A 19,307-nucleotide genomic window follows, 5' to 3' on the forward strand; every position below is an offset into this window, starting at 1 on the left:
CGGCCGACCACCTGGCACGATGGACTGGTGCTGACGCCCATGACTACTACCCCACTCTCCCGGCGGAGTGCGCTCAAGATGACGGGAACTGCAGCAGCGTTGGGCGCTGCGGCCTTCTCGTTGTCCGCCTGCACCGACAACGGCACAGCGGAGGCGGCTGCAGAAGTCGACCAGCTGACGGCCCAGGCCGATCGAGCCCGCTCCGACGCGGCAGCAGCAACCGCCGCCATCGCTCTTGCGCCGGACAAGTCGGCATCACTGACCACGATCAGCGCCGAACGCACAGCGCATGCACTCGAACTCGACGCCGAGATTGCGCGAGCAGCGGGCAGCGGCGCCGCTACGACCACAGCGCCCCCGTCGACCTCGGTCGCAAACGCTCCTACGGGCGTCGAAACCTTGAGTACCTCGCTGGCCGATTCGGCGCGCAGTGCCGCGGATCTCGCTCGGACGATGTCCGGCTATCGCGCGGGCCTGCTCGGTTCGATCAGCGCGTCGTGCTCGACTCAGGTTGCGGTGTTGCTTCCGTGATCACTTCGCACACCCGTCGATCCGAGAGTTCTGCCTTGCTGACCGCAATCGAATCAGAGAATGCCGCGATCTTCGCTTACGGAGTGGTTGCCGCGTTTTCGAATCCTGCCCGTGTCAACGAGGTTGCCACGCACACAGCAGCGCACCGCGCACGACGTGATGCGCTGGTTGCCCTGTCGACCGACGCGGGCGTGACCCCACCGACAGCCGCGGCAGCTTACGAGATCCCGTTTCCGGTGACGGACGCCGTTACCGCGGCACAACTGGCAGCACAGATCGAATCCGACACCGCCGTGACCTACAGGGCATTCGTCGAACAGGTCGATACCGACCAACTCCGCACGTTCGGAATCGACGGCCTGACCGATGCGGCAATCCGCGGCGCCGGATGGCGGTCCGCGCTGGGAACCGCTCCGGCCACCTCAGCGTTCCCGGGGGACCCGGCTTCGTAACTGCTGTGCGCCTTTATTAACCCCCGGCGGTTAATAAAGGCGCACAGCAGTGCTCAGGCCTTGCGATGCGAGGGCACGAACCACGCCGCGACCACGGCCACTAACACGAAGCAACCGCCGACGCGCAGTGCAGGTGTCAGCGCATCTCCGTAACCGAGGGGCGTGAGGGCACCGCCGGCGGCAAGGAAGACCGCAGTGAGAACCGCGATTCCCAGTGCAACACCGATCTCACGAAGCGTCGAGTTGGTCGAACTGGCCGTTCCGTGATCAGGCTCGTCCATATCGACGAGTACCGCCGTCGAGCTCGGCGCGAAGGTCAGGCCCATACCGATTCCCGCCATCAGTAGAGCCGGAACCAGCGACCCGTACGTCACGTCGGGACCGATCAACGCTGCCAACCAGAACAATGCTCCGGCCTGGAGCAACAGACCGGTCAGCAGAAGCGAACGGAGCCCGACCTTCGGCGCCAGAAAACCGGCGAGAGGCGCGAAGATCATCGGCGCTGCCGTCCACGGAAGCGTCCGCAGGCCTGCTTGGAACGGGCTGTAGCCCATCACGATCTGGAGGTACTGCGAGAGCAGGAACACCGCCCCGAAGATTCCGATCGAGAAGGTCAAGCCGATGACGTTCGCCATCGAGAAGCTGCGTGAGCGGAACAGACGTAGGGGCATGACCGGATGCGAGGTCTTCATCTCGCGAAAAACGAACAGTGCCAACGCGACTGCGGAACCGACCAACGACGCAACTACTCCAAGCGATCCCCAGCCCTCGTCGTTGCCGTGAACGATCCCCCACACCGCCAGGAACACACCGAGTCCGGCGAGTGCGACACCGGGAAGGTCGAGAGGCTGTGTGCGACCGGTCGATTCACGCAACGCATACAACGCGAGAGGAACAGCGACGATCGCAACCGGCACGTTGATCCAGAAGATCCCCTGCCACGAGAACCCGTCGACTACCGCTCCACCGACCACGGGACCCATCGCGATCCCCAGGCCGGAGACGCCACCCCAGACGCCGATTGCCATGGCACGCTTGGCTTCCGGTACCGCTGCCACGAGGAGAGTGAGTGAGAGCGGCATGATCGCGGCAGCGCCGGCGCCCTGAAAGGCTCGGGCCGCGATGAGCAGGCTTGGTGTCGTCGACAACGCCGAAGCAATCGACGCCGCCGTGAACAGCCCGATCCCGAACACGAACATCTTGCGGCGCCCCCACCGATCGCCGAGCGTCGTCGCCGAAAGCATCAGCGTCGCAAAGCAGAGCGTGTACGCATTCATGAACCACTGAAGTTGCCCGACGGACGCATTCAGCTCCTTCTCGATCACCGGCAGCGCGCTCGTCATCACGAGGTTGTCGAGGGTGGCCATGAACATGGGCAGAGAGGCAGCAACCATCGCTATCGCGATCGGAACCTTACGTCCTCCACTGCTTTCCGACCCGGATGCGGCGTCCGATCCGGACTTCGTCAAAACGGTCATCGTGATTCCTCGAGTGAAGGTGCCTTAAGGCATCGAATGATTACTTAGGTCGAAACTAAGCTATCCGGTGATAACGTGTCAACATGTCGATCGGTGCAGCTGAACCACGTACCCGCAGGATGAGCGCACCGGAACGTCGCGCGTTGGTCCTTGCCGCGGCAACGCGAGCATTCGCAAAGGGTGGATACTCGGGGACCAGTACGGACGCCGTCGCCAAGGAAGCCGGTGTCTCGCAGCCCTACGTCGTGCGCATGTTCGGAACCAAGGCAGATTTGTTCCACGCAGTGTTCACGCGCGCGCTCGACGAAATCGTCCGCACCTTCAACGACAAATTGGATACGGTCACGATCGATCCGAGCAATCCGCAGTTCTGGGCCGAACTCGGATCCGCCTACGGCGAGCTGGTTCTCGACCGAGACCTACTGCTTGTCATGTTGCACGGCTTCGCCACCAGCACCGATGATGTCGCCGCCGTCTCCCGGAACGCCATGTCCGGCATCTACACCTTGCTGCGCGAGCGCACCGGTTGCACACCCGAGCAAGCGCGTTTGTTCATCGCGAACGGGATGCTGATCAACAATCTGCTCGCAATGATGGCGCCCGAACACGCCGAAGAAGATCCAGCCCTCGGCGAGCTCTGGGGCAGCGTCTTCAGCGACTCGACTGCGATCACGCTCACCGGCGACGAATCCTCGAGCGAAACCGACACCGATTCCTGACCGGTCACTGGGAAAAACTACACACATGTGACTGAGGACACCCTACAGTCGATCCGACATGTCTCCGGGAAACCCAGACGAAAAGGACCGACGTTGGATCTCGCACAACGCCTCGACGCACTCGAACAGATCGAGGAAATCAAGAAGCTCAAGCACGGCTACTGGCGAGCATGTGATGCCAAGGATCCAGTTGGGTTCCGCAACAGCTTCATCCGTTCCGGAGCGTCGATCGACTACGGCCGCCTCGGCGCCTTCGACGACGCGGGGCCGATGGCGGACATCTTCGAGAAGATCGCTCTTCGCAAGGTCGACGGCCGGTACGCGGTCCTCGACATGCATCACGGATTGCATCCCGACATCACACTGACCTCGGAGACGTCGGCGGTGGGGCGATGGGCTCTGCAGTTCCGCCAGATCGACACCGTCGGGCGCACCGAGAAGTTGATGACCGGCGAATACGACGACAAGTACGTGATCGAGGACGGTATGTGGAAAATGAGTCAATGCCATTTCACGGAGACGTGGTCGATCACCACTCCCCTTTCCCCGGACGCTGACATCGCCGAGGGTTCGTTGGGTGGGCCGCGATGACGACGAACGGAAAAGTTGCGCTCGTAACCGGTGCCAGCCGGAGCGTCGGCAAGGGCATTGCCCTCGCGCTGGGAAGCGACGGATGGACGGTGTACGTGACGGCCCGAGGAACCGTCGGCGACGACGGCCCACTCGATCGCACCGCAGCCGAGATCACCGAGCGCGGTGGTCACGGCATTGCCGTGCAGTGCGATCACGCCGACGATCAACAGATCGTCGACCTGTTTGCACGCATCGCCGAGGAACAGTCAGGCCGCCTCGATCTTCTGGTCAACAACGTCTGGGCAAACCCGGCGGGTTATGCAGGCTTCGCCGATCCGTTCTGGAAGAGGCCGATCGACGATTGGGATTCGCTGATCGGAATCGGACTGCGCGCCCACTACGTTGCTTCGGTGGAAGCGGCGAAGTTGATGGTTCCCCGGGGCAGTGGAGTGATCGGCAACATCTCGTCGTTCGGCACCCGCGGGTACCTGCACTCTGTGCTGTACGGGATGTCGAAGGCAGGTTTGGACAAGATGGCCGCGGACATGGCTGTCGAATTGAAGGGGACCGGCGTCACCGCACTTTCCTTCTGGCTCGGGTTGATCCGCAACGAGCGGATGGAGGCGAGTGGGATCGAGAGCTTCGAAGGCTTCTCACTGGCCGAGGCCGAAACCCCGGAATTCGTCGGCCAAGTCATCACTGCATTGGCCAACGATCCAGAAGTGAACGCGCGCAGCGGTCACACACTGATCACCGCCGAGACGGCCGTCGAGTACGGAATCACCGACGCCAACGGGAAACAACCGGCGTCACACCGCAGTGCCTTCGGTGGCGGCCCGCTTTTCTGATTCATCAGTAGCAGTGGTCGCGTCGCGTGCCGGCACAGCACGCGGCGCTGCCACTCGCGCCTTCAGGGCAAGCCAGGCACACCCGATGACGACGACACCGCCGGCCACGATCGAGGGTGACAACGTCTCACCGAGTATCAGCGCCGACCAGGCAATGCTGAGCACCGGTTGAACCAACTGTGTTTGGCTCACAGTGGAAATGGGACCGATCGCCAGACCCCGGTACCAAGGAAAGAACCCGAGAAACATACTCACGCATCCCAGGTAGGCAAACGAAAGCCACGAATTCACATCGGCAGAGACCGGAGCCTGGGCCATGGACGCCACCGTCAACGCAATCGTGACCGGCAGTCCGAGAATCAATGCCCAGGCAATCGTCTGCCACGACCCGATCTCGCGGGCCAGCAACGCACCTTCCGAATATGCCAGCGCTGCACACACCACCGCGGCGAACAGAAGAAGATCAGCGAGATGAAACGAGCCGAGTCCGCCGTTTGCAATCGCCACGAACCCTACGACCGATACCGCGCCGGCGGCGCTTGCCCACCAGAATCCCTTACTGGGACGCTCTTTTCCTCGGACGACCGCAAATACCGCGGTCGCAGCGGGAAGTAGCCCGATCACGACTGCCGCGTGACTCGCCGGCGATGTCTGCAACGCAAACGTGGTGAACAGTGAAAACCCCAGTACCGCACCAACAGTCACGAGTGCGATGCGCAACCACTGCCGAAGCGTCGGAAGCGTCGCGCGAGTAACCGACAGCATCACAATCGCAAGGGCCCCGGCAACGACGGCGCGGCCCGCACCGACGAACAGGGGGTCGAGATCCGCGACGGCGACCCTCGTGAGCGGAACGGTGAACGAGAACGCCAGCACACCGAGCAAGCCCCACCACAAACCGGATCGAGACGATGGCATCGGTAGCGGTTCCTGCGGCGCGACGATAGCGCTACTCTTCATACTCATGTTTTACGATAGCAGTAGCACGTCAACCAGCGAAACTGGTATTTCAGGTGCGCACCCGTGTGCAGGAGATAGAAATTGCTCCGAGCAGTTCGACGAGCGCGAAAGCGTAGAAGCCCCACGGCACGGCGTAACCCGCACCCAGGAGGACTCCGCCCAGGATCGGGCCACAGATCGCACCGACCCGGCCGACACCTGCCGACCATCCGAGCGCGGTCGCGCGAATCTGAGGTGGGTGATTGGCGCTCGTGAAGGCGTAGACCAGTACCTGCGCGCTGAATACGAAGCATCCGGCGAGGAAGACCATCACGTAGATTCCGAACGACACCTTCACACTCAGAAGCGCCAGGAACAGTGCAGCTCCGGCGAACCACACGATGGCTGCAGTCCGCGGGCCGATCTTGTTCGCGACGCCCCCGGCGATCAACAGCCCGACGACGGCGCCGGCATTGAGGACCAGAAGGAACGTCAACGACGCCCCGAGGTTGTAACCGGCCTCACGCATGATCGTCGGAAGCCATGTGTTCAATCCGTAGACGAGCAGCAAGCCCATGAAACTGGTGATCCAGATGGCGATGCTGTTGCGCAAGAACTTCGAAGAGAACAGTGCGCGAACGGGATTGGCGGCTTCGGCGCGCTCAACTTCGGACGTGGGCGCAATCTCGAGTTCGACTCCGTAACGGGCAGCGATTTCCTCGGCTTCGGCACGCTTTCCGTGAGCGAGAAGGTACGACGGGGATTCCGGCAGATACCGCAACATGAGTGGAATCAGGGCGACGGCAGGAAGTGCGCCCACAACGAACATCGCTCGCCAACCGAAAGGTTCGATCACGACGAGCGCCAGCGCTGCGGTGGCAACGGCGCCGACGTGGTAGCCGGTCATCAGCATGGTCGACGCAGATCCACCGCCTTGTTTCTTCGAGAATTCGTTGACCAGAGCCAATGCCGTCGGTAGGGCGCCACCCAGCCCCACACCGGCAAGGAAGCGCAGCAGCCCGAAGATGAACGGATTGGGCGCAATTGCGCACAACAGAGTCAGAATCGAGAATGCGGCAACGGCGTACAGCAGCGCGCGGCGTCGACCGATGACGTCAGTGAGAGTGCCGATGACGAGGGCGCCGATGGTCATGCCGATGAGCCCGAAGGTCGAGATCATCGTAATCGTGCCGGTACTCAAACCCCACGGGTCGTAGTCGAGAAGCGAAGGAATGACCGCGCCGAGTACGACCAGGTCGAATCCGTCCAGAAGCACAGCGATCCAACACAACGGTGCTACCCACATTGCGGCACGCGCCCCAGGCGAACCGGTGATTGAACTCGACTGCGTATGTGCGGTCATCGGATCCTCGACATTCACTGCTTGTGGGCGTTCGCGACCGGTTGGGATCCAGTAGTTCGGATCGAAAACGTGTTCGCATTGCGAACGCCTGTTCATAATGAGCACATCGATTGTGTACGGAGTCACAACGCCATGTCAAACGTCGCGGTAATCTCGAGGAATGGCACTCTCCGAAAATGAGCGTGAACAGTTCCTGGCCGAACCCCACATCGGGGCGCTGTCCGTGGCGGACGGCACCGAGCGCGGTCCGTTGACCGTCCCGATCTGGTACCTGTACTCACCCGGTGGCAAACCATGGATCCTCACGGGCAAGGATTCGCGAAAGGCACGACTCATCGAGTCGGCCGGGCATTTCTCGTTGATGGCCGAAAGGCTCGATCCGACAATCCGTTACGTCAGCGTCAGCGGATCCGTCGACAAGATCGTTCCGGGCACCGACGAGATGCTGGTCGAAGTCTCGCGGCGTTACCTGGCTCCGGACAAGGTCGACGGGTATCTCGAATTCGCGCGATCGCAGTTGGGCGAACAGGTAGCGATCTACATGAATCCGCAGCACTGGCTGTCTGCGGATCTCGGGGCGATCTGACAATTCTCAGAAAAGCGAAGGCTCGGCGCGCCGGAGTGGCGCGCCGAGCCTGACCTGCATGTGGAGGGCTCTATGTCAGCTCTCGGTGAAGAAACGCACCCGATTGAGTCGATGACCGCTCGCCTCGAAGCCGAACAATGCGATGGCCGGTTCCCCGCACACGATGACGCTCGCCGTCACGGTGCGACCGGCAACCAGCATCTTGCTCTTCGTCACGCCGGTGAGCAGAGCGTTGACATCAGCGTTGGACAACTGCGTCCCCGCCGGAAGCTCGACGGGTACCGGCGGCGTTCGGCCGACAGCGGCCGCATCGAGGAACCGCGACGCTGCCTTCTTGCCTTTGTCTCCGACGCCGAAGATGCCGCGCGAGAACCCGAGCGCCCCGCCGATCCCCTGGTTCGAGAGCAACTGCGGCGTCAACTTCGCGGCCGCCTTCACCCCCGCCACACCAGCAGTCGCGAGCTGGCTCAACATCGTCGCCAATTCCCAATGCGCGTAGAGGGTTCCGATCCGCAAGGAATCGGGCTCCCCCACCAAGTCGTAGCGCAAGTGCATCGGAACGTCGAGAACGACTCCGGTCGACATCTCGGTAGCGAGGCTCAGATCGCGCCACACCGTCCGGCCGCACACGATGTCGCGCTCGACATGGAAGGTGATCGAATTGGGGGCGATGAACGTGTCGTAGAAACTCTCGATCGCCGCCTGACCGTTGTGCGGACGTGAACCTACAGGGTCGTTGACCTGTCCGTCGCCGGCAAACAGGGCCACCCAGGTCGAGCGGTCATGCGCGCCGACGGCTTTCGGGGATCCCTCCACGACGGCCATCAACTGCTCGCGCGTCACCGGCGCGGTCATGCGCGCATCTCGTATGCACCGTCGTACGCCTTGACCTGCTGCCACACCCGGTCGAAGCGTTCACTGTCGACAACAGGCTTCCGCACCGCGGCCAGGGCCCACTTCTGCTGCTCGGGTGTCGACGACGGCTTTCCGTGCAGCGCGATCGCGTATCCCGAGAAGTCACGAATCTGGAAGTCGAAGATCTGATCGACAACGTCGGCGTCGAGCCCGCTGATCTCGGCCTGTTCGAGAATCAGATGACCGTAGACGACGAGAGAGAACAGGTGCCCGACGTTGAGCATGAAATCGAGATCCTTCTGCTGCTGCGCGTCCGGCGCTGCAGCAGTGAGCAATTCGGTGAGCGCGATCGCCTGCTCGTAAAAACGGGCGACGTTCGGAATCGAAGAGTGCTTCTCGTAGACGGGCTTCCACTCGTGGAACTGAATCTTCGCAGCGCCGCGGGTAGGCCCCTGGTTCCAGAAGAACTCGTCGTCGGCGGCGTCGTCGCGCGTGACGATCTCCGGGAACTGCGCCGAGTTGAACAGATAGTTCGGCAAGAACTTGAGAATCAGGCCGACGTTGACGTGGACGGTGCCCTCGAGCTTGGGCAGCGTGCCGATCATCTGCGCTGCCTCGCGGAAGTACGTTGACTTCTCGTATCCCTTGGCTGCGATCACATCGTGCAGCAACCCGACCACCTTCTCACCTTCGGAGGTGACCTTGGCCTTGGTCATGGGATTGAACAGCAGGTAGCGACGGTCCTCGAGGCTGGCGCTGCGGAAGTAGTCGACCGCCCGCGCACTGAACTGCTTCATCGCGATCAGACGTGAGTACGCGTCGACGAAGGCGGCGCGAACGTGGGCAAAATCCGTGACGGGATTGCCGTACAGAATTCGATTCTGCGCGTGAGTTATTGCCTCGAAGAACGCATGCTCGGTGATGCCGATGGAGCCGGTGCAGAGGTTGAACTTTCCGACGTTGACCGTGTTGAGCGCGGCCTCGAATGCGGCGACGCCGGTGTGCAGAATGTCTTCCTCGCGCACCGGGTAATCGTCGAGGCGGAAATTGCTGACATACATCTGCCCGCGCAGGACGTTGTCCACGAGCTGATAGTTCGGATGTGCACTGTCGGCGACAAAGAACACGTAGCCTTCGGGGCCCTCGACGTCGGTACGACGCCCGAACACAGACACCATTCCGGCTACGTTGCCGTTTCCGATGTAGTACTTCTCGCCGCTCGCGCGGAAGGCGACGTCGCCGTCGGTGGGAGTGAGGAGCATGTCGGTGGAGTACACGTCGGCGCCGTGGTCGCGCTCGGACAGCCCGAACGCCATGACACCACCGTCGGCAAGTTCCTGCGCTGCACGCTTCTTCGCAGCGTCGTTGTCACTCATCCAGATCGGTCCGAGTCCGAGGATCGTGACCTGCCAGGCGTACCAGTAAGCGAGTCCGTAAAAACCGAAGATCTCACTCAAGGCCGCGTTGCGGGCACCGTCCCAACGACGGTTCTCGTCACCGTCGGCGAATGCCGCCGGAGTCTGGAACGTCGCGAACAACTTCTCCTTGCCGACGAATTCGAGAAAGTCGGAGACCCACACGGCGTCGAGGTCGTCCTGAAGCAGTTGCTTCTTACCGCGGCTCTCGAACCATTCGATGGTGGCTCGCAGCAAACGGCGGGTCTCCGGATCGAACTGAGCGGGGTCGTAAGTATGGGGGTTGAAGAGCAATCCATCGGTGCCAGACACGTCATTACCTTTCGTCGATGACGCTAAACTACCAGCGGGTAACTTTCCGCGGTGCGATTCATGGAAGACCTGCGATTCTTCGCGAATGCCACAGGTCCATCGGATTCCACGTGCCCGCCCGAGCACGCGTGATCGGGTAGCACGCCAACCCGAGCAACAACGCAGACATGTGGCCGATGGCGGTGAAATTGGTGGCGAAAATCAGAGGTACACCGTAGAAGAGCAACAGCCCCGCGAGATAGACGTATCGCCACGGATCGACGATGCGGTACACCAGAATCCCCATGATGCCGGCCAGACCGTAGCTCACACCCACGTCGAGAGTGTTGACCGCCGACTCCGCCACGTATCCGTGCCGAATACCTTCGTACAGAACACCTTCGCTGATGTACGTGGCTCCGACGTGGGCGATGACGACAACACACAGCCACCGCCACGTCCCGAGCCAACGCTCAGCCGTTGCATGAAAGATGGTGAAGAGAACCAGGTATCCCAACCAACCGCCACCTTCGAGCCAGAAGGCACTCGAGAACAGGACTCGCAGCGGGTCTTCGGCCAGGTGATGCAGATTGGTCGAGCGCTTGCCGAGAAAACGCTCCTCGACATTGTCGGGCAGATGCCGAAGGAAGAGCGTGGTGAACAGCAGGGCCAGCAACCAGACGTAGGTACCGGGAGCACTGCGCACCCATCGCCATGCCGCCTTTGCTGCCCCCAGCATCCTCACCGCTTCGAGTCTGCGCTCACTCGTTCACTACTGCAACGGCAAACCCGTCCCATCCCTTCGAACCCACGGTTTGAATGGCGGTGCCGTCGAGTTTCGGCTCGGCCGCGATCATCTCCAACACCGCTCGACTCGCTTTGACGCGCTCGTCGTCGATATCCGGGTTGGACACATGTCCCCCACGCACCACGTTGTCCACGATGATGACGGTTCCGGGATGCGAAAGGGCCAACGCCCACCGCACGTACTCGGTGTTGTTCTCCTTGTCGGCGTCGATGAAGACCAAGTCGAAAGGTCCCAACTCTTCTTTCGCGATCAACGGGAGACTGTCGAGCGCAGCGCCGACGCGGATGTCGACACGGTCAGCCAGTTCGGCACGCTCGATATTCGCCCGAGCGACATCCGCATGGGTGGGATCGAATTCCAGCGTGATGACCTGGCCCGAGGGACCGACCGCGCGAGCGAGCCAGATCGTGCTGTATCCGCCGAGCGTTCCGATCTCGAGAACATTGCGCGCCAAGCACATTCGCGCCAGAAGGTTGAGGAGCTTGCCCTGGTTCGGCGCCACGTCGATGGGCGGGAGACCTGCCTCGGAATTGGCGGCGAGTGCCGCGTCGAGAACCGGATCTTCACCTACCAACGTGGAAACGAGATAGCCGTCGACTTCTGCCCAATCCGGTTCGCGTTCCATAGCCACGATTGTGGCAGAAAAGAAGGGCCGCCGCAGACACCTCGGAAGGTGACTGCGGCGGCCCGGACAGCTATTCGAATCAGCCGCGAACTGCGGCGATGATCTCCTCGATCGCTGAATTGGCGTCGATCTCACGGCTCTCGCCGGTGAAGCGGTCGCGAATCTCGACCTTGCCGTCGGCCCAACCACGGCCGACGACAACGATCAGCGGAACACCGATCAGCTCGGAGTCCTTGAACTTCACGCCCGGCGATGCCTTGCGGTCGTCGAGGATCACTTCGAGTCCCGCGCGGTCGAGCTGCGCGGCGAGGCCTTCGGCGCCTTCGCGAGCGGTCTCGTCCTTGTTCGCAATGACGAGGTAAACGTCGGCCGGTGAGACCTCAGCGGGCCAACGCAGACCCTTCTCGTCATGGTGCTGCTCGGCAATGACGGCCACCAGACGCGAGACGCCGACGCCGTACGAACCCATGGTCGGGCGGACGGGCTTGCCGTTCTCGGCGAGGACGTCGACGGTGAAGACGTCGGTGTACTTGCGGCCGAGTTGGAAGACGTGCCCGATCTCGATACCGCGAGCCGAGACCAGCGTGCCGGCTCCATCGGGAGAGGCGTCGCCGTCACGAACCTCGGCGGCTTCGATGGTTCCGTCAGGGGTGAAGTCGCGACCGGCAACGAGGCCGACCACGTGCTTGCCGTCTTCGTCGGCGCCGGTGATCCAGCTGGTGCCGTCGACGACGCGCGGGTCGACAAGGTAGCGAACTCCGTTGGCCTGCAGCGCCTTCGGGCCGATATAACCCTTGGCCAGGAACGGGTTGTTCTTGAAGTCGGTCTCGGTGATCATCACGAACTCGGCCGGCTCCAGCGAAGCCTCGAGGCGCTTTTCGTCGACCTCACGGTCGCCGGGGATGCCGATGCCGAGAAGTTCCCATTCGCCGCCGGGCAGGCGGGTCTTGACCATGATGTTCTTGAGAGTGTCGGCGGCGGTCACGGTACGGCCGAGATCAGCGCCGTTCGCCCAGTCCACCAGGGTGTCGATGGTGGGTGTGTTCGCGGTGTCGTACACCTTGGCTTCGGGCAGCCCGTCAAACGGAATCGAGTCGGGAACAACAGTCTTGACGGCCTCGACGTTGGCGGCGTAGCCGGATTCGAGGCAGCGCACGTAGGTGTCTTCGCCGATCTCGCTCTCGGCAAGGAACTCCTCGGACGCGCTGCCGCCCATCGCACCGGAGGTCGCCGAGACGATGACGTACTTGACGCCCAGACGCGTGAAGATCTTCTCGTAGGCACCGCGATGCGCCTGGTACGACTCCGTCAGGCCTTCGTCGGTCAGGTCGAAGGAGTAGGAATCCTTCATGAGGAACTCGCGGCCACGCAGAATGCCGGCACGCGGACGCTCTTCGTCGCGGTACTTGGTCTGCACCTGGTACAGGGTGACCGGGAAGTCCTTGTAGGAGTTGTACTCACCCTTGACCGTCAGAGCAAAGAGCTCCTCGTGGGTCGGGCCGAGCATGTAGTCGTTGCCCTTGCGGTCCTTGAGGCGGAACAGGTTGGGGCCGTACTCGGTCCAGCGGTTCGACGCTTCGTAGGGATCGCGCGGGAGCAGCGCAGGCAGCAGGATTTCCTGGCCGCCAATGGCATTCATTTCTTCGCGGACAACACGCTCAACCTCGCGCAGCACCCGCAATCCCAGCGGCAACCACGAGTAGACGCCTGGAGCGATACGACGCACGTAGCCGGCACGAACCAGCAGTTTGTGGCTGGCAACTTCGGCGTCCGAGGGATCGTCACGCAGGGTACGCAGGAACAGGTGGGACAGACGGGTAATCACGAGGTGTAAGGATAGTCGCCGCAGTCGGCCGAGCGGGCCTCGGTACGGTTACAGCGTGCTTGTACTGCTGCCTCCCTCAGAAACCAAGTCCGACGGCGGCAAGGATGCGCCCCTCGATCTGGCCGAACTGTCGATGCCACAGTTGACCGAAACGCGCGAATTGCTGGTTCAGACGCTGGTCGATCTGGCCGCTGACGTCGAGGCGTCGTGCGAAGCGCTCGGGCTCGGTCCGACGCAAGCAGACGAAGTGGAACGCAACGCCAAGCTGTGGGTGTCCGCGACGCGGCCCGCGCTGCAGCGCTACACCGGGGTGCTCTTCGACGCCCTCGACGCCAAGTCGTTCACCCGTGCCCAGAAGGCCAAGGCTCTCGATCGGATCGCGATCGGCTCCGCTCTGTTCGGTGCAGTCCGTGCGGGAGATCTGATCCCCGCCTACCGCCTTTCCGGCGGGTCCAAGCTGCCCGGGATGGGCACGCTCCGCTCACTGTGGAAGCCGGAGTTGCCGAAGGCCTTGGCGGCCGAAGCCGACGGCCTTGTCATCGATCTACGGTCCGGCACCTACCAAGACCTCGGACCTGTTCCGGACGCACTGATCGCAACGGTCCTCACCGAGAAGCCGGACGGCACCCGGACGGTGGTCAGTCACTTCAACAAGCACCACAAAGGTCTGCTCGCCCGTGCGCTGGTGGTCTCGCGTGCCGAACCGACCGACATCAAGGGTGTTGCGCGGGTGGCGTCGAAGGCGGGCTTGCGCGTCGAAATCGCGTCGGAGCGTGAATTGATCATCCTGACGGATTGATGGCTTCGTCTGTCAAGTGCCACAGAAGGTTTGGAATGTTTCGCTGAAAGACTGCGGAGCCGCCTCGGTGTAGTCAGCCCACTCGTCGCGTCGGTCGAAAGGATGCGTGACAACCTCCAGCAGCTTCTCGAATGGAGCGAGGTCGCCGTCGGTCGCGGCGCGCAGGGCAGCGTCGAGCCGATGATTACGCGGAATGTACAGCGGGTTGACGCGATCCATCGCGCTCGCGGTCTCCGCGGCCCCGTGTCCGTTTTCGGTCAGGGCTCCCTGCCACCGCTGCAACCAGGGCGCGATGTGCTCCCGTGGCACGAGGTTGTCGAGAGGCACCGAATTTCCGCGCAATTCGTCGGCGAGAGCGCGGAAACTGCCCGTCCAATCAGCACCGTGTTCCGCCAACAACGTCAGCAGATCGTCGACGAGCGCCCGATCGACAAACGGCTGGGCCAGACCCAGCTTTGCCGCGAGACCGGCCGCGTAGTGACCCTCGTAGCGCTCGTCGAAGGTCTCGAGAACTGCTGACGCCGCGGAAATTGCTTCGTCGGGTGTGGAATCGATCAGTGGCAACAGTGTTTCTGCCAAGCGCGCCAGGTTCCACTTCAGTACAGCGGGCTGATTGCCGAATGCATAGCGGCCCCCGTGGTCGATCGAGCTGAACACTGCCGCCGGATCGAACGCGTCGAGGAAGGCGCACGGACCGTAATCGATGGTCTCCCCCGAAATTGTCGTGTTGTCGGTGTTCATGACCCCGTGCACGAAACCGATGAGCATCCACCTCGCCACCAGTGATGCCTGCGCCTCGACCACTGCCTCGAGGAATTTCAGGTAGCGATTGTGTGTACCCGTTGCCGGAAGTTCGGTCAGCTCCGGATAGTGCCGGGCAATCGCGTAATCGGTGAGCGGCTGCAAGACCTCGCCCTGCCGGGCCGCGAACTCGAAGGTCCCAACGCGTAGGTGACTCGACGCGATCCGTGCAAGCACGGCACCGGGTTCTGCGCCGTTGCGGCGAACGTCTCGGCCCGTCGCCACCACCGACAGCGCGCGCGTAGTGGGGACACCGAGGGCATTCATCGCCTCGCTGACGAGATATTCGCGCAGCATCGGCCCTACGACCGCATACCCGTCGCCGCCCCGAGAGAACGGTGTGCGCCCGGAGCCTTTCAGATGCAAGTCCACTCGCTGCCCGGCACTGCTGACGAGTTCGCCGAGTAACAACGCCCGACCGTCTCCGAGAATTGGTGCATACCCACCGAACTGATGACCCGCATACGCCATCGCCACCGGTGTGGCCCCGACCGGCACCGTCGACCCGGACAGGACGCCGATCCCGTCCACACTTCGCAGCGCTGCTACGTCCAATCTCAACGACGCAGCCAGCTGCTCGTTCACCACGAGCAACTGCGGGTCAGGGGCGGCAGCACCTTGCCACGGCACCGTCAGAGCGCCGAGTTCGTCGGCGAACGTGCTCTCGAGGCCGGCCACGATGGTGACCGTGTCTGCTGTGGATTCCTGGAATGCGGCCATCACACGAGAGTAGTCACCGTGCGACAACCTATCGATCAGCCCTGATCGATGTACGACTCGAGCTGATCGCGTTCGCTCTTGAGCTCGTCGATGCGGCTCTTCACCACGTCACCGATACTGACGATGCCGAGGAGGTTGCCGTCCTCGATCACCGGCAGATGCCGGATTCGACGCTCGGTCATGATCGCGGCAATGCTGTCCACTGCGTCTGCCGGAACACACGTGTACATCAGAGCGGTCATGACCTCGGAAACCTGGATCCCGAGAAGGTCCGGGCCACGCTCGTGCAGGCGTCGAACGACATCGCGTTCGGAGATGATGCCGACCACCGCGTCGTCGTCGACCACCACCATGGCTCCGATGTTGTGGCGGGCAAGATCGCACAGCAGCCCGTTGACCGTCGTGTGGGCGTCGATCGTGACGATGCTGTTGCCCTTGTTTCGCAATATGTCCGCGATCCGCATCACGGCACCCCGATCCGTCGAGACTCTCGGCACGTCCTGCAACGATCGTAACGGCTAGCGAAGCGGAAAAACAGGACTGATCAGGCGATTCCCTGAGCTGCCTTCTCCGCAGCCTGTGCCTGGGCCACCTGAGCGGGAGTGAATTTGATGAACAGCGCAGAGATCGCGGCCAGCGCCGCGAAAATCGCGCAACCGAAGAGCGCGAAGACATAGCCTTCGCTCAGCGCTGACAGCTGCGCGGGCGTCATATCTGCAGCGACTCCGCTCACGCCGCCGAGCGAGAGGGTCCGGGACGTCGCCATCGCCCCCACGATCGCCAGTCCGACCGGACCGAAAAGTACCTGAGCAACCTGTGCAATCGCGGTCAATGGCCCGATGTCCTGTGGGCCCACGCCAGCAATAGCACACAGCGGGAGGGGAACGACGGCCAAACCCACACCGAAGCCGATTCCCACGACGAGGACAAACAGGTTGCCCATATAGGTGGTCGTCTCGTCCAAGGTCGACCCGTACAGGAGTCCCACGAACGTCAGCAGCGAACCCGTCACGATCAGCCATCGCGCCTGTACGCGAACTGCAAGTTTGGACGCGACGAATGCTGCCGCTCCCAGCCCGAATGCAAAGGGCACGAACGCGAGACCTGCGTGGAGCGGGCTGTATCCGAGGATGTCCTGGACGAAGAGCGCCACGAACGGCGCCAACGAAAACATCACGGCACCTATCAACGCGAGTGAAATGAACGTGAAGACGCGGTTTTTGTTCTTGAAGAGGCTGAACGGCAGCAGTGGATTCTCGGCGCGCCGTTCGACCAGTAGGAAGACGACGAACAGCGCGACTCCGCCGACGAGAGCACCCAACACTGCAGGGCTGGTCCAACCCATCTCGGGACCTTCGGTGAATCCGAAGACGATTCCGGTACAGCCCACAGTGGCAAGAATTGCCCCTGGCACATCCAACTTCAGTCGCTCGGCTCCAGTTTCGACCAGGGCCTTGAATGCAAAACCGATGATCATCAGTCCAATGGGGACGTTGATCAGGAAGATCCACCGCCATGACACCTCGGTAAGTGCACCGCCGATGATCAATCCCGTCACCGAACCGATTCCGGTCATGGCGGCAAAGATCGCGATAGCCTGATTCCTGACGGGGCCGGGCGCAAACGTCGTCGCCACGAGAGCCAACGCCGTAGGCGAGGCGATTGCTGCACCGACGCCTTGAACTGATCTGGCCGCCACCAACATCGCTTCGTTGGTGGCCAAGCCGCATGCGAGGGAAGCAAGCGTGAACAAGATGACTCCGCTGAGGAACACCTTTTTTCGCCCGAAGGTGTCACCCAACCGGCCACCCAAGAGCATCAGTCCGCCGAAGGTCAATGCATACGAAGTGATGACCCAGTTCCGACCGGAGTCGCTGAGATCGAGATCCTCCTGGATCCGGGCCAAGGCCAACGACGCCACCGTGCCGTCGAGCACCATCATCAATTGCATACCGCTCAAGACGATGATCGCCAGTCCGAATGCCCGTGTCGCCACAGGGTACTTCGTCATGGTGTTTTCGGACCCAGCAGCGTTTTCGGATCTCAGGGAGTCAGACACAAGACTTCACGTTACCCAGCGTCGACGGAAAAGCCCGCGACCGGCCCGATCACGATGATCGCCGGAGGCTTGATCTCCTCGTCCTTGACGCGCTGAGCAACGGTCGCCAGATCGGCCCGAAGTTCACGCTGGGTGCGCAGAGTGCCCTCTTGGATCACGGTGACCGGCGTGGTTGACGGGCGTCCACCGTCGACGAGTGCCTTCGCGAACTGATCGATGCGCTCGACCGCCATGAGCAGCACGATCGTGCCGCGCAACTTGGCCAGTGCCGACCAGTCGACCAGCGAATCCGGATGATCCGGAGCCACGTGCCCACTGACGACGACGAACTCGTGGGTGACGCCGCGGTGGGTGACCGGGATGCCTGCGGCCGACGGGACCGAGATCGCGCTCGTGATTCCGGGCACTACGGTCACCGGAACGCCGGCAGCGGCACACGCTTCGAGTTCTTCGTATCCCCGTCCGAAGACGTACGGGTCCCCGCCCTTGAGGCGGACCACGAACTTGCCTGCCTTCGCGTTGTCGATCAGCGCGGCGTTGATGGCCTCTTGAGCCATGGCACGGCCGTACGGGATCTTCGCGGCGTCGATCACCTCTACGTCCGGACCCAGTTCGGCGAGCAACTCCGGCGGAGCCAATCGGTCGGCCACGACGACGTCGGCGCGGGCGAGCAAACGGCGTCCGCGCACGGTGATCAGATCGGGATCACCGGGGCCACCACCGACGAGAGCAACACCCGCAGCGGCAGGCTCGGCCGTATCGGCTAGCACGCCCGACTGAAGACCCTCGACGACGGCGGTGCGGACCGCTGCCGAACGACGGTGATCGCCGCCCGCCAGAATTCCGATGCTCATACCGTCGTACTCGGCGCTCGCGGGAGTGACGGCGGTGCCGTGCTTCGCGTTGTCGGCGCGCACGCAGAAGATGTGGCGACGCTCCGCTTCGGCGACGATCGCCGCATTGGTTTCCGGCTCGTCGGTCGAGGCGATGGCGTACCACGCACCTTCGAGGTCGCCGTCGGCGTACGGGCGCTCTTCGACCGTGATCTGACCGGCAGTGGCCATACCTTCGACGGCTGGAGTGAACGCGCGACTGATGACGTGAACGCGGGCACCAGAGGCGACCAGCAGTCCGAGTCGGCGCTGAGCCACAGTGCCGCCACCGAACACGACCACGCGTCGATCGGTCAGGTTGAGGCCGACCAGGTAGTTGGTCTCGTCTGCGGTGGACTCGCTCACTCGCACTCCGTTTCGTTGTCAGAATTGGTCAAGCTGGAGGGAACTTTACGGGCCGCGGCCACGGTCACTCCATCCCTGGCAGTCTTGGCCAGCACAAGTCGGCCGCCCCCGGACGCGAGGATCGCAGCCGCTTCCGCGACGCTTGCCGTTCCGACGGCGTTCTCGACGCGAGGCGATGGTGACGGAACTTGAACTCGCGCAAGTACGTCCGGGGCGAAACTCACAATCGGGACGTTCAGTTCATGGGCCGCTGTCAGAAGAGCCGAAGACTCAGCTTTTGCCGCCACAGTGGCGAGTACCACGATCTTCCCTTGCGCCGCGGGCACAGCCTTCACCGCAGCGACGATGTCCTTCGCGGTGACACTCGTCGTGAATCCCACGC

20 protein-coding genes are annotated in these 19,307 nt (G+C 62.6%); 7 read left to right on the plus strand and 13 right to left on the minus strand.

The features are described 5' to 3' along the window. Positions 1 to 78: 78 nt before the first annotated feature. Together AC1Q61_RS16400 and AC1Q61_RS16405 are read left to right on the plus strand one after the other, a co-directional pair. Complete coding sequence (locus AC1Q61_RS16400; protein WP_003942726.1) at positions 79 to 531, plus strand: hypothetical protein; 453 nt, start codon at positions 79 to 81, stop codon at positions 529 to 531. Next, the gene (locus AC1Q61_RS16405; protein WP_080726667.1) at positions 528 to 983 is read left to right on the plus strand and encodes a ferritin-like domain-containing protein; all 456 of its coding nucleotides are present in this window, start codon (positions 528 to 530) and stop codon (positions 981 to 983) included. The genes AC1Q61_RS16400 and AC1Q61_RS16405 overlap by 4 nt, the downstream gene beginning before the upstream one ends. A 53-nt stretch (positions 984 to 1,036) precedes the next feature. Here the strand turns inward: AC1Q61_RS16405 and AC1Q61_RS16410 are convergent, their stop codons facing one another. Further along, on the minus strand, positions 1,037 to 2,461 hold the full coding sequence (locus AC1Q61_RS16410) for an MFS transporter (protein ID WP_215515860.1): 1,425 nt from the start codon (positions 2,459 to 2,461) through the stop codon (positions 1,037 to 1,039). Positions 2,462 to 2,544: 83 nt separating this feature from the next. On the opposite strand from AC1Q61_RS16410, the gene AC1Q61_RS16415 reads away from it, so the two are divergent. From AC1Q61_RS16415 to AC1Q61_RS16425, 3 genes are all read left to right on the plus strand, one after another. After that, positions 2,545 to 3,180 (plus strand): TetR/AcrR family transcriptional regulator, encoded by a 636-nt coding sequence (locus tag AC1Q61_RS16415; protein WP_003942694.1) that lies wholly within the window; start codon positions 2,545 to 2,547, stop codon positions 3,178 to 3,180. A 93-nt stretch (positions 3,181 to 3,273) separates the two neighbouring features. Next, positions 3,274 to 3,771, plus strand: coding sequence for a nuclear transport factor 2 family protein (locus AC1Q61_RS16420; RefSeq protein WP_007735030.1), 498 nt, complete (start codon positions 3,274 to 3,276; stop codon positions 3,769 to 3,771). Beyond that, positions 3,768 to 4,601 carry an SDR family NAD(P)-dependent oxidoreductase gene (locus AC1Q61_RS16425; RefSeq protein ID WP_003942723.1) on the plus strand — a complete coding sequence of 278 codons (834 nt, stop codon included), beginning with the start codon at positions 3,768 to 3,770 and terminating at the stop codon, positions 4,599 to 4,601. Before AC1Q61_RS16420 ends, AC1Q61_RS16425 begins: the two co-directional genes overlap by 4 nt. Here the strand turns inward: AC1Q61_RS16425 and AC1Q61_RS16430 are convergent. Both AC1Q61_RS16430 and AC1Q61_RS16435 read right to left on the minus strand, forming a co-directional pair. After that, on the minus strand, positions 4,563 to 5,519 hold the full coding sequence (locus AC1Q61_RS16430) for a DMT family transporter (protein WP_007735024.1): 957 nt from the start codon (positions 5,517 to 5,519) through the stop codon (positions 4,563 to 4,565). The two genes, AC1Q61_RS16425 and AC1Q61_RS16430, sit on opposite strands and share 39 nt — an antisense overlap. 91 nt (positions 5,520 to 5,610) lie before the next feature. Continuing rightward, positions 5,611 to 6,903 carry an MFS transporter gene (locus AC1Q61_RS16435; protein ID WP_492651116.1) on the minus strand — a complete coding sequence of 431 codons (1,293 nt, stop codon included), beginning with the start codon at positions 6,901 to 6,903 and terminating at the stop codon, positions 5,611 to 5,613. 160 nt (positions 6,904 to 7,063) lie between these two features. Between AC1Q61_RS16435 and AC1Q61_RS16440 the strand changes: the two genes are divergently transcribed. Next, positions 7,064 to 7,489 carry a pyridoxamine 5'-phosphate oxidase family protein gene (locus AC1Q61_RS16440; RefSeq protein WP_003942732.1) on the plus strand — a complete coding sequence of 142 codons (426 nt, stop codon included), beginning with the start codon at positions 7,064 to 7,066 and terminating at the stop codon, positions 7,487 to 7,489. 75 nt (positions 7,490 to 7,564) lie between these two features. Here AC1Q61_RS16440 and AC1Q61_RS16445 read toward each other — a convergent pair whose 3' ends face one another. The 5 genes from AC1Q61_RS16445 to AC1Q61_RS16465 form a co-directional block, all read right to left on the minus strand. Beyond that, on the minus strand, positions 7,565 to 8,344 hold the full coding sequence (locus AC1Q61_RS16445; protein WP_030535621.1) for a nuclear transport factor 2 family protein: 780 nt from the start codon (positions 8,342 to 8,344) through the stop codon (positions 7,565 to 7,567). Further along, on the minus strand, positions 8,341 to 10,071 hold the full coding sequence (locus AC1Q61_RS16450) for an acyl-CoA dehydrogenase family protein (RefSeq protein ID WP_007735018.1): 1,731 nt from the start codon (positions 10,069 to 10,071) through the stop codon (positions 8,341 to 8,343). Before AC1Q61_RS16450 ends, AC1Q61_RS16445 begins: the two co-directional genes overlap by 4 nt. A gap of 58 nt (positions 10,072 to 10,129) precedes the next feature. Then, entirely contained in the window at positions 10,130 to 10,789 is a 660-nt protein-coding gene (locus AC1Q61_RS16455) for a rhomboid-like protein (RefSeq protein WP_021343988.1), read from the minus strand. A 22-nt stretch (positions 10,790 to 10,811) separates the two neighbouring features. Further along, positions 10,812 to 11,483: an O-methyltransferase gene (locus AC1Q61_RS16460; RefSeq protein ID WP_042450748.1), complete on the minus strand. Its 672-nt coding sequence runs from the start codon at positions 11,481 to 11,483 to the stop codon at positions 10,812 to 10,814. Between the two features lie 79 nt (positions 11,484 to 11,562). Further along, a complete protein-coding gene (locus tag AC1Q61_RS16465) occupies positions 11,563 to 13,308 on the minus strand; it encodes a proline--tRNA ligase (RefSeq protein WP_042450750.1) in 1,746 nt (581 codons plus the stop codon). A gap of 55 nt (positions 13,309 to 13,363) precedes the next feature. Here AC1Q61_RS16465 and yaaA point away from each other — a divergent pair, with 55 nt between their 5' ends. Continuing rightward, positions 13,364 to 14,107 (plus strand): peroxide stress protein YaaA, encoded by a 744-nt coding sequence (yaaA, locus tag AC1Q61_RS16470; RefSeq protein WP_007735009.1) that lies wholly within the window; start codon positions 13,364 to 13,366, stop codon positions 14,105 to 14,107. 12 nt (positions 14,108 to 14,119) lie between these two features. On the opposite strand, the gene AC1Q61_RS16475 is transcribed toward yaaA, so the two are convergent. From AC1Q61_RS16475 to AC1Q61_RS16495, 5 genes are all read right to left on the minus strand, one after another. Beyond that, positions 14,120 to 15,628, minus strand: a complete 1,509-nt coding sequence (locus AC1Q61_RS16475) for a protein adenylyltransferase SelO (RefSeq protein WP_051649759.1) — start codon at positions 15,626 to 15,628, stop codon at positions 14,120 to 14,122. A gap of 35 nt (positions 15,629 to 15,663) precedes the next feature. After that, positions 15,664 to 16,092, minus strand: coding sequence for a CBS domain-containing protein (locus AC1Q61_RS16480; protein WP_007735005.1), 429 nt, complete (start codon positions 16,090 to 16,092; stop codon positions 15,664 to 15,666). A gap of 80 nt (positions 16,093 to 16,172) precedes the next feature. After that, entirely contained in the window at positions 16,173 to 17,639 is a 1,467-nt protein-coding gene (locus AC1Q61_RS16485) for an MFS transporter (protein ID WP_042925809.1), read from the minus strand. A gap of 59 nt (positions 17,640 to 17,698) precedes the next feature. Then, positions 17,699 to 18,925 carry a uroporphyrinogen-III C-methyltransferase gene (cobA, locus tag AC1Q61_RS16490; RefSeq protein WP_047271356.1) on the minus strand — a complete coding sequence of 409 codons (1,227 nt, stop codon included), beginning with the start codon at positions 18,923 to 18,925 and terminating at the stop codon, positions 17,699 to 17,701. Then, entirely contained in the window at positions 18,922 to 19,305 is a 384-nt protein-coding gene (locus tag AC1Q61_RS16495; RefSeq protein WP_003942729.1) for a cobalamin biosynthesis protein, read from the minus strand. The genes cobA and AC1Q61_RS16495 overlap by 4 nt, the downstream gene beginning before the upstream one ends. Between the last annotated feature and the right edge of the window lie 2 nt (positions 19,306 to 19,307).

The sequence above is a fragment of the Rhodococcus sp. MPR-R1B genome (assembly GCF_058793255.1).

What these genes read in the sequence shown, in the direction of transcription:
- AC1Q61_RS16440 (WP_003942732.1), top strand. Translation starts at nt 7,064, where the DNA reads ATGGCACTCTCCGAAAATGAGCGTGAACAGTTCCTGGCCGAACCCCAC.
- AC1Q61_RS16480 (WP_007735005.1), bottom strand. Translation starts at nt 16,092, where the DNA reads ATGCGGATCGCGGACATATTGCGAAACAAGGGCAACAGCATCGTCACG.
- AC1Q61_RS16485 (WP_042925809.1), bottom strand. Translation starts at nt 17,639, where the DNA reads ATGACGAAGTACCCTGTGGCGACACGGGCATTCGGACTGGCGATCATC.
- AC1Q61_RS16460 (WP_042450748.1), bottom strand. Translation starts at nt 11,483, where the DNA reads ATGGAACGCGAACCGGATTGGGCAGAAGTCGACGGCTATCTCGTTTCC.
- AC1Q61_RS16435 (WP_492651116.1), bottom strand. Translation starts at nt 6,903, where the DNA reads ATGACCGCACATACGCAGTCGAGTTCAATCACCGGTTCGCCTGGGGCG.
- AC1Q61_RS16415 (WP_003942694.1), top strand. Translation starts at nt 2,545, where the DNA reads ATGTCGATCGGTGCAGCTGAACCACGTACCCGCAGGATGAGCGCACCG.
- AC1Q61_RS16445 (WP_030535621.1), bottom strand. Translation starts at nt 8,344, where the DNA reads ATGACCGCGCCGGTGACGCGCGAGCAGTTGATGGCCGTCGTGGAGGGA.
- AC1Q61_RS16410 (WP_215515860.1), bottom strand. Translation starts at nt 2,461, where the DNA reads ATGACCGTTTTGACGAAGTCCGGATCGGACGCCGCATCCGGGTCGGAA.
- AC1Q61_RS16455 (WP_021343988.1), bottom strand. Translation starts at nt 10,789, where the DNA reads ATGCTGGGGGCAGCAAAGGCGGCATGGCGATGGGTGCGCAGTGCTCCC.
- AC1Q61_RS16475 (WP_051649759.1), bottom strand. Translation starts at nt 15,628, where the DNA reads ATGGCCGCATTCCAGGAATCCACAGCAGACACGGTCACCATCGTGGCC.
- AC1Q61_RS16430 (WP_007735024.1), bottom strand. Translation starts at nt 5,519, where the DNA reads ATGCCATCGTCTCGATCCGGTTTGTGGTGGGGCTTGCTCGGTGTGCTG.
- AC1Q61_RS16425 (WP_003942723.1), top strand. Translation starts at nt 3,768, where the DNA reads ATGACGACGAACGGAAAAGTTGCGCTCGTAACCGGTGCCAGCCGGAGC.
- AC1Q61_RS16400 (WP_003942726.1), top strand. Translation starts at nt 79, where the DNA reads ATGACGGGAACTGCAGCAGCGTTGGGCGCTGCGGCCTTCTCGTTGTCC.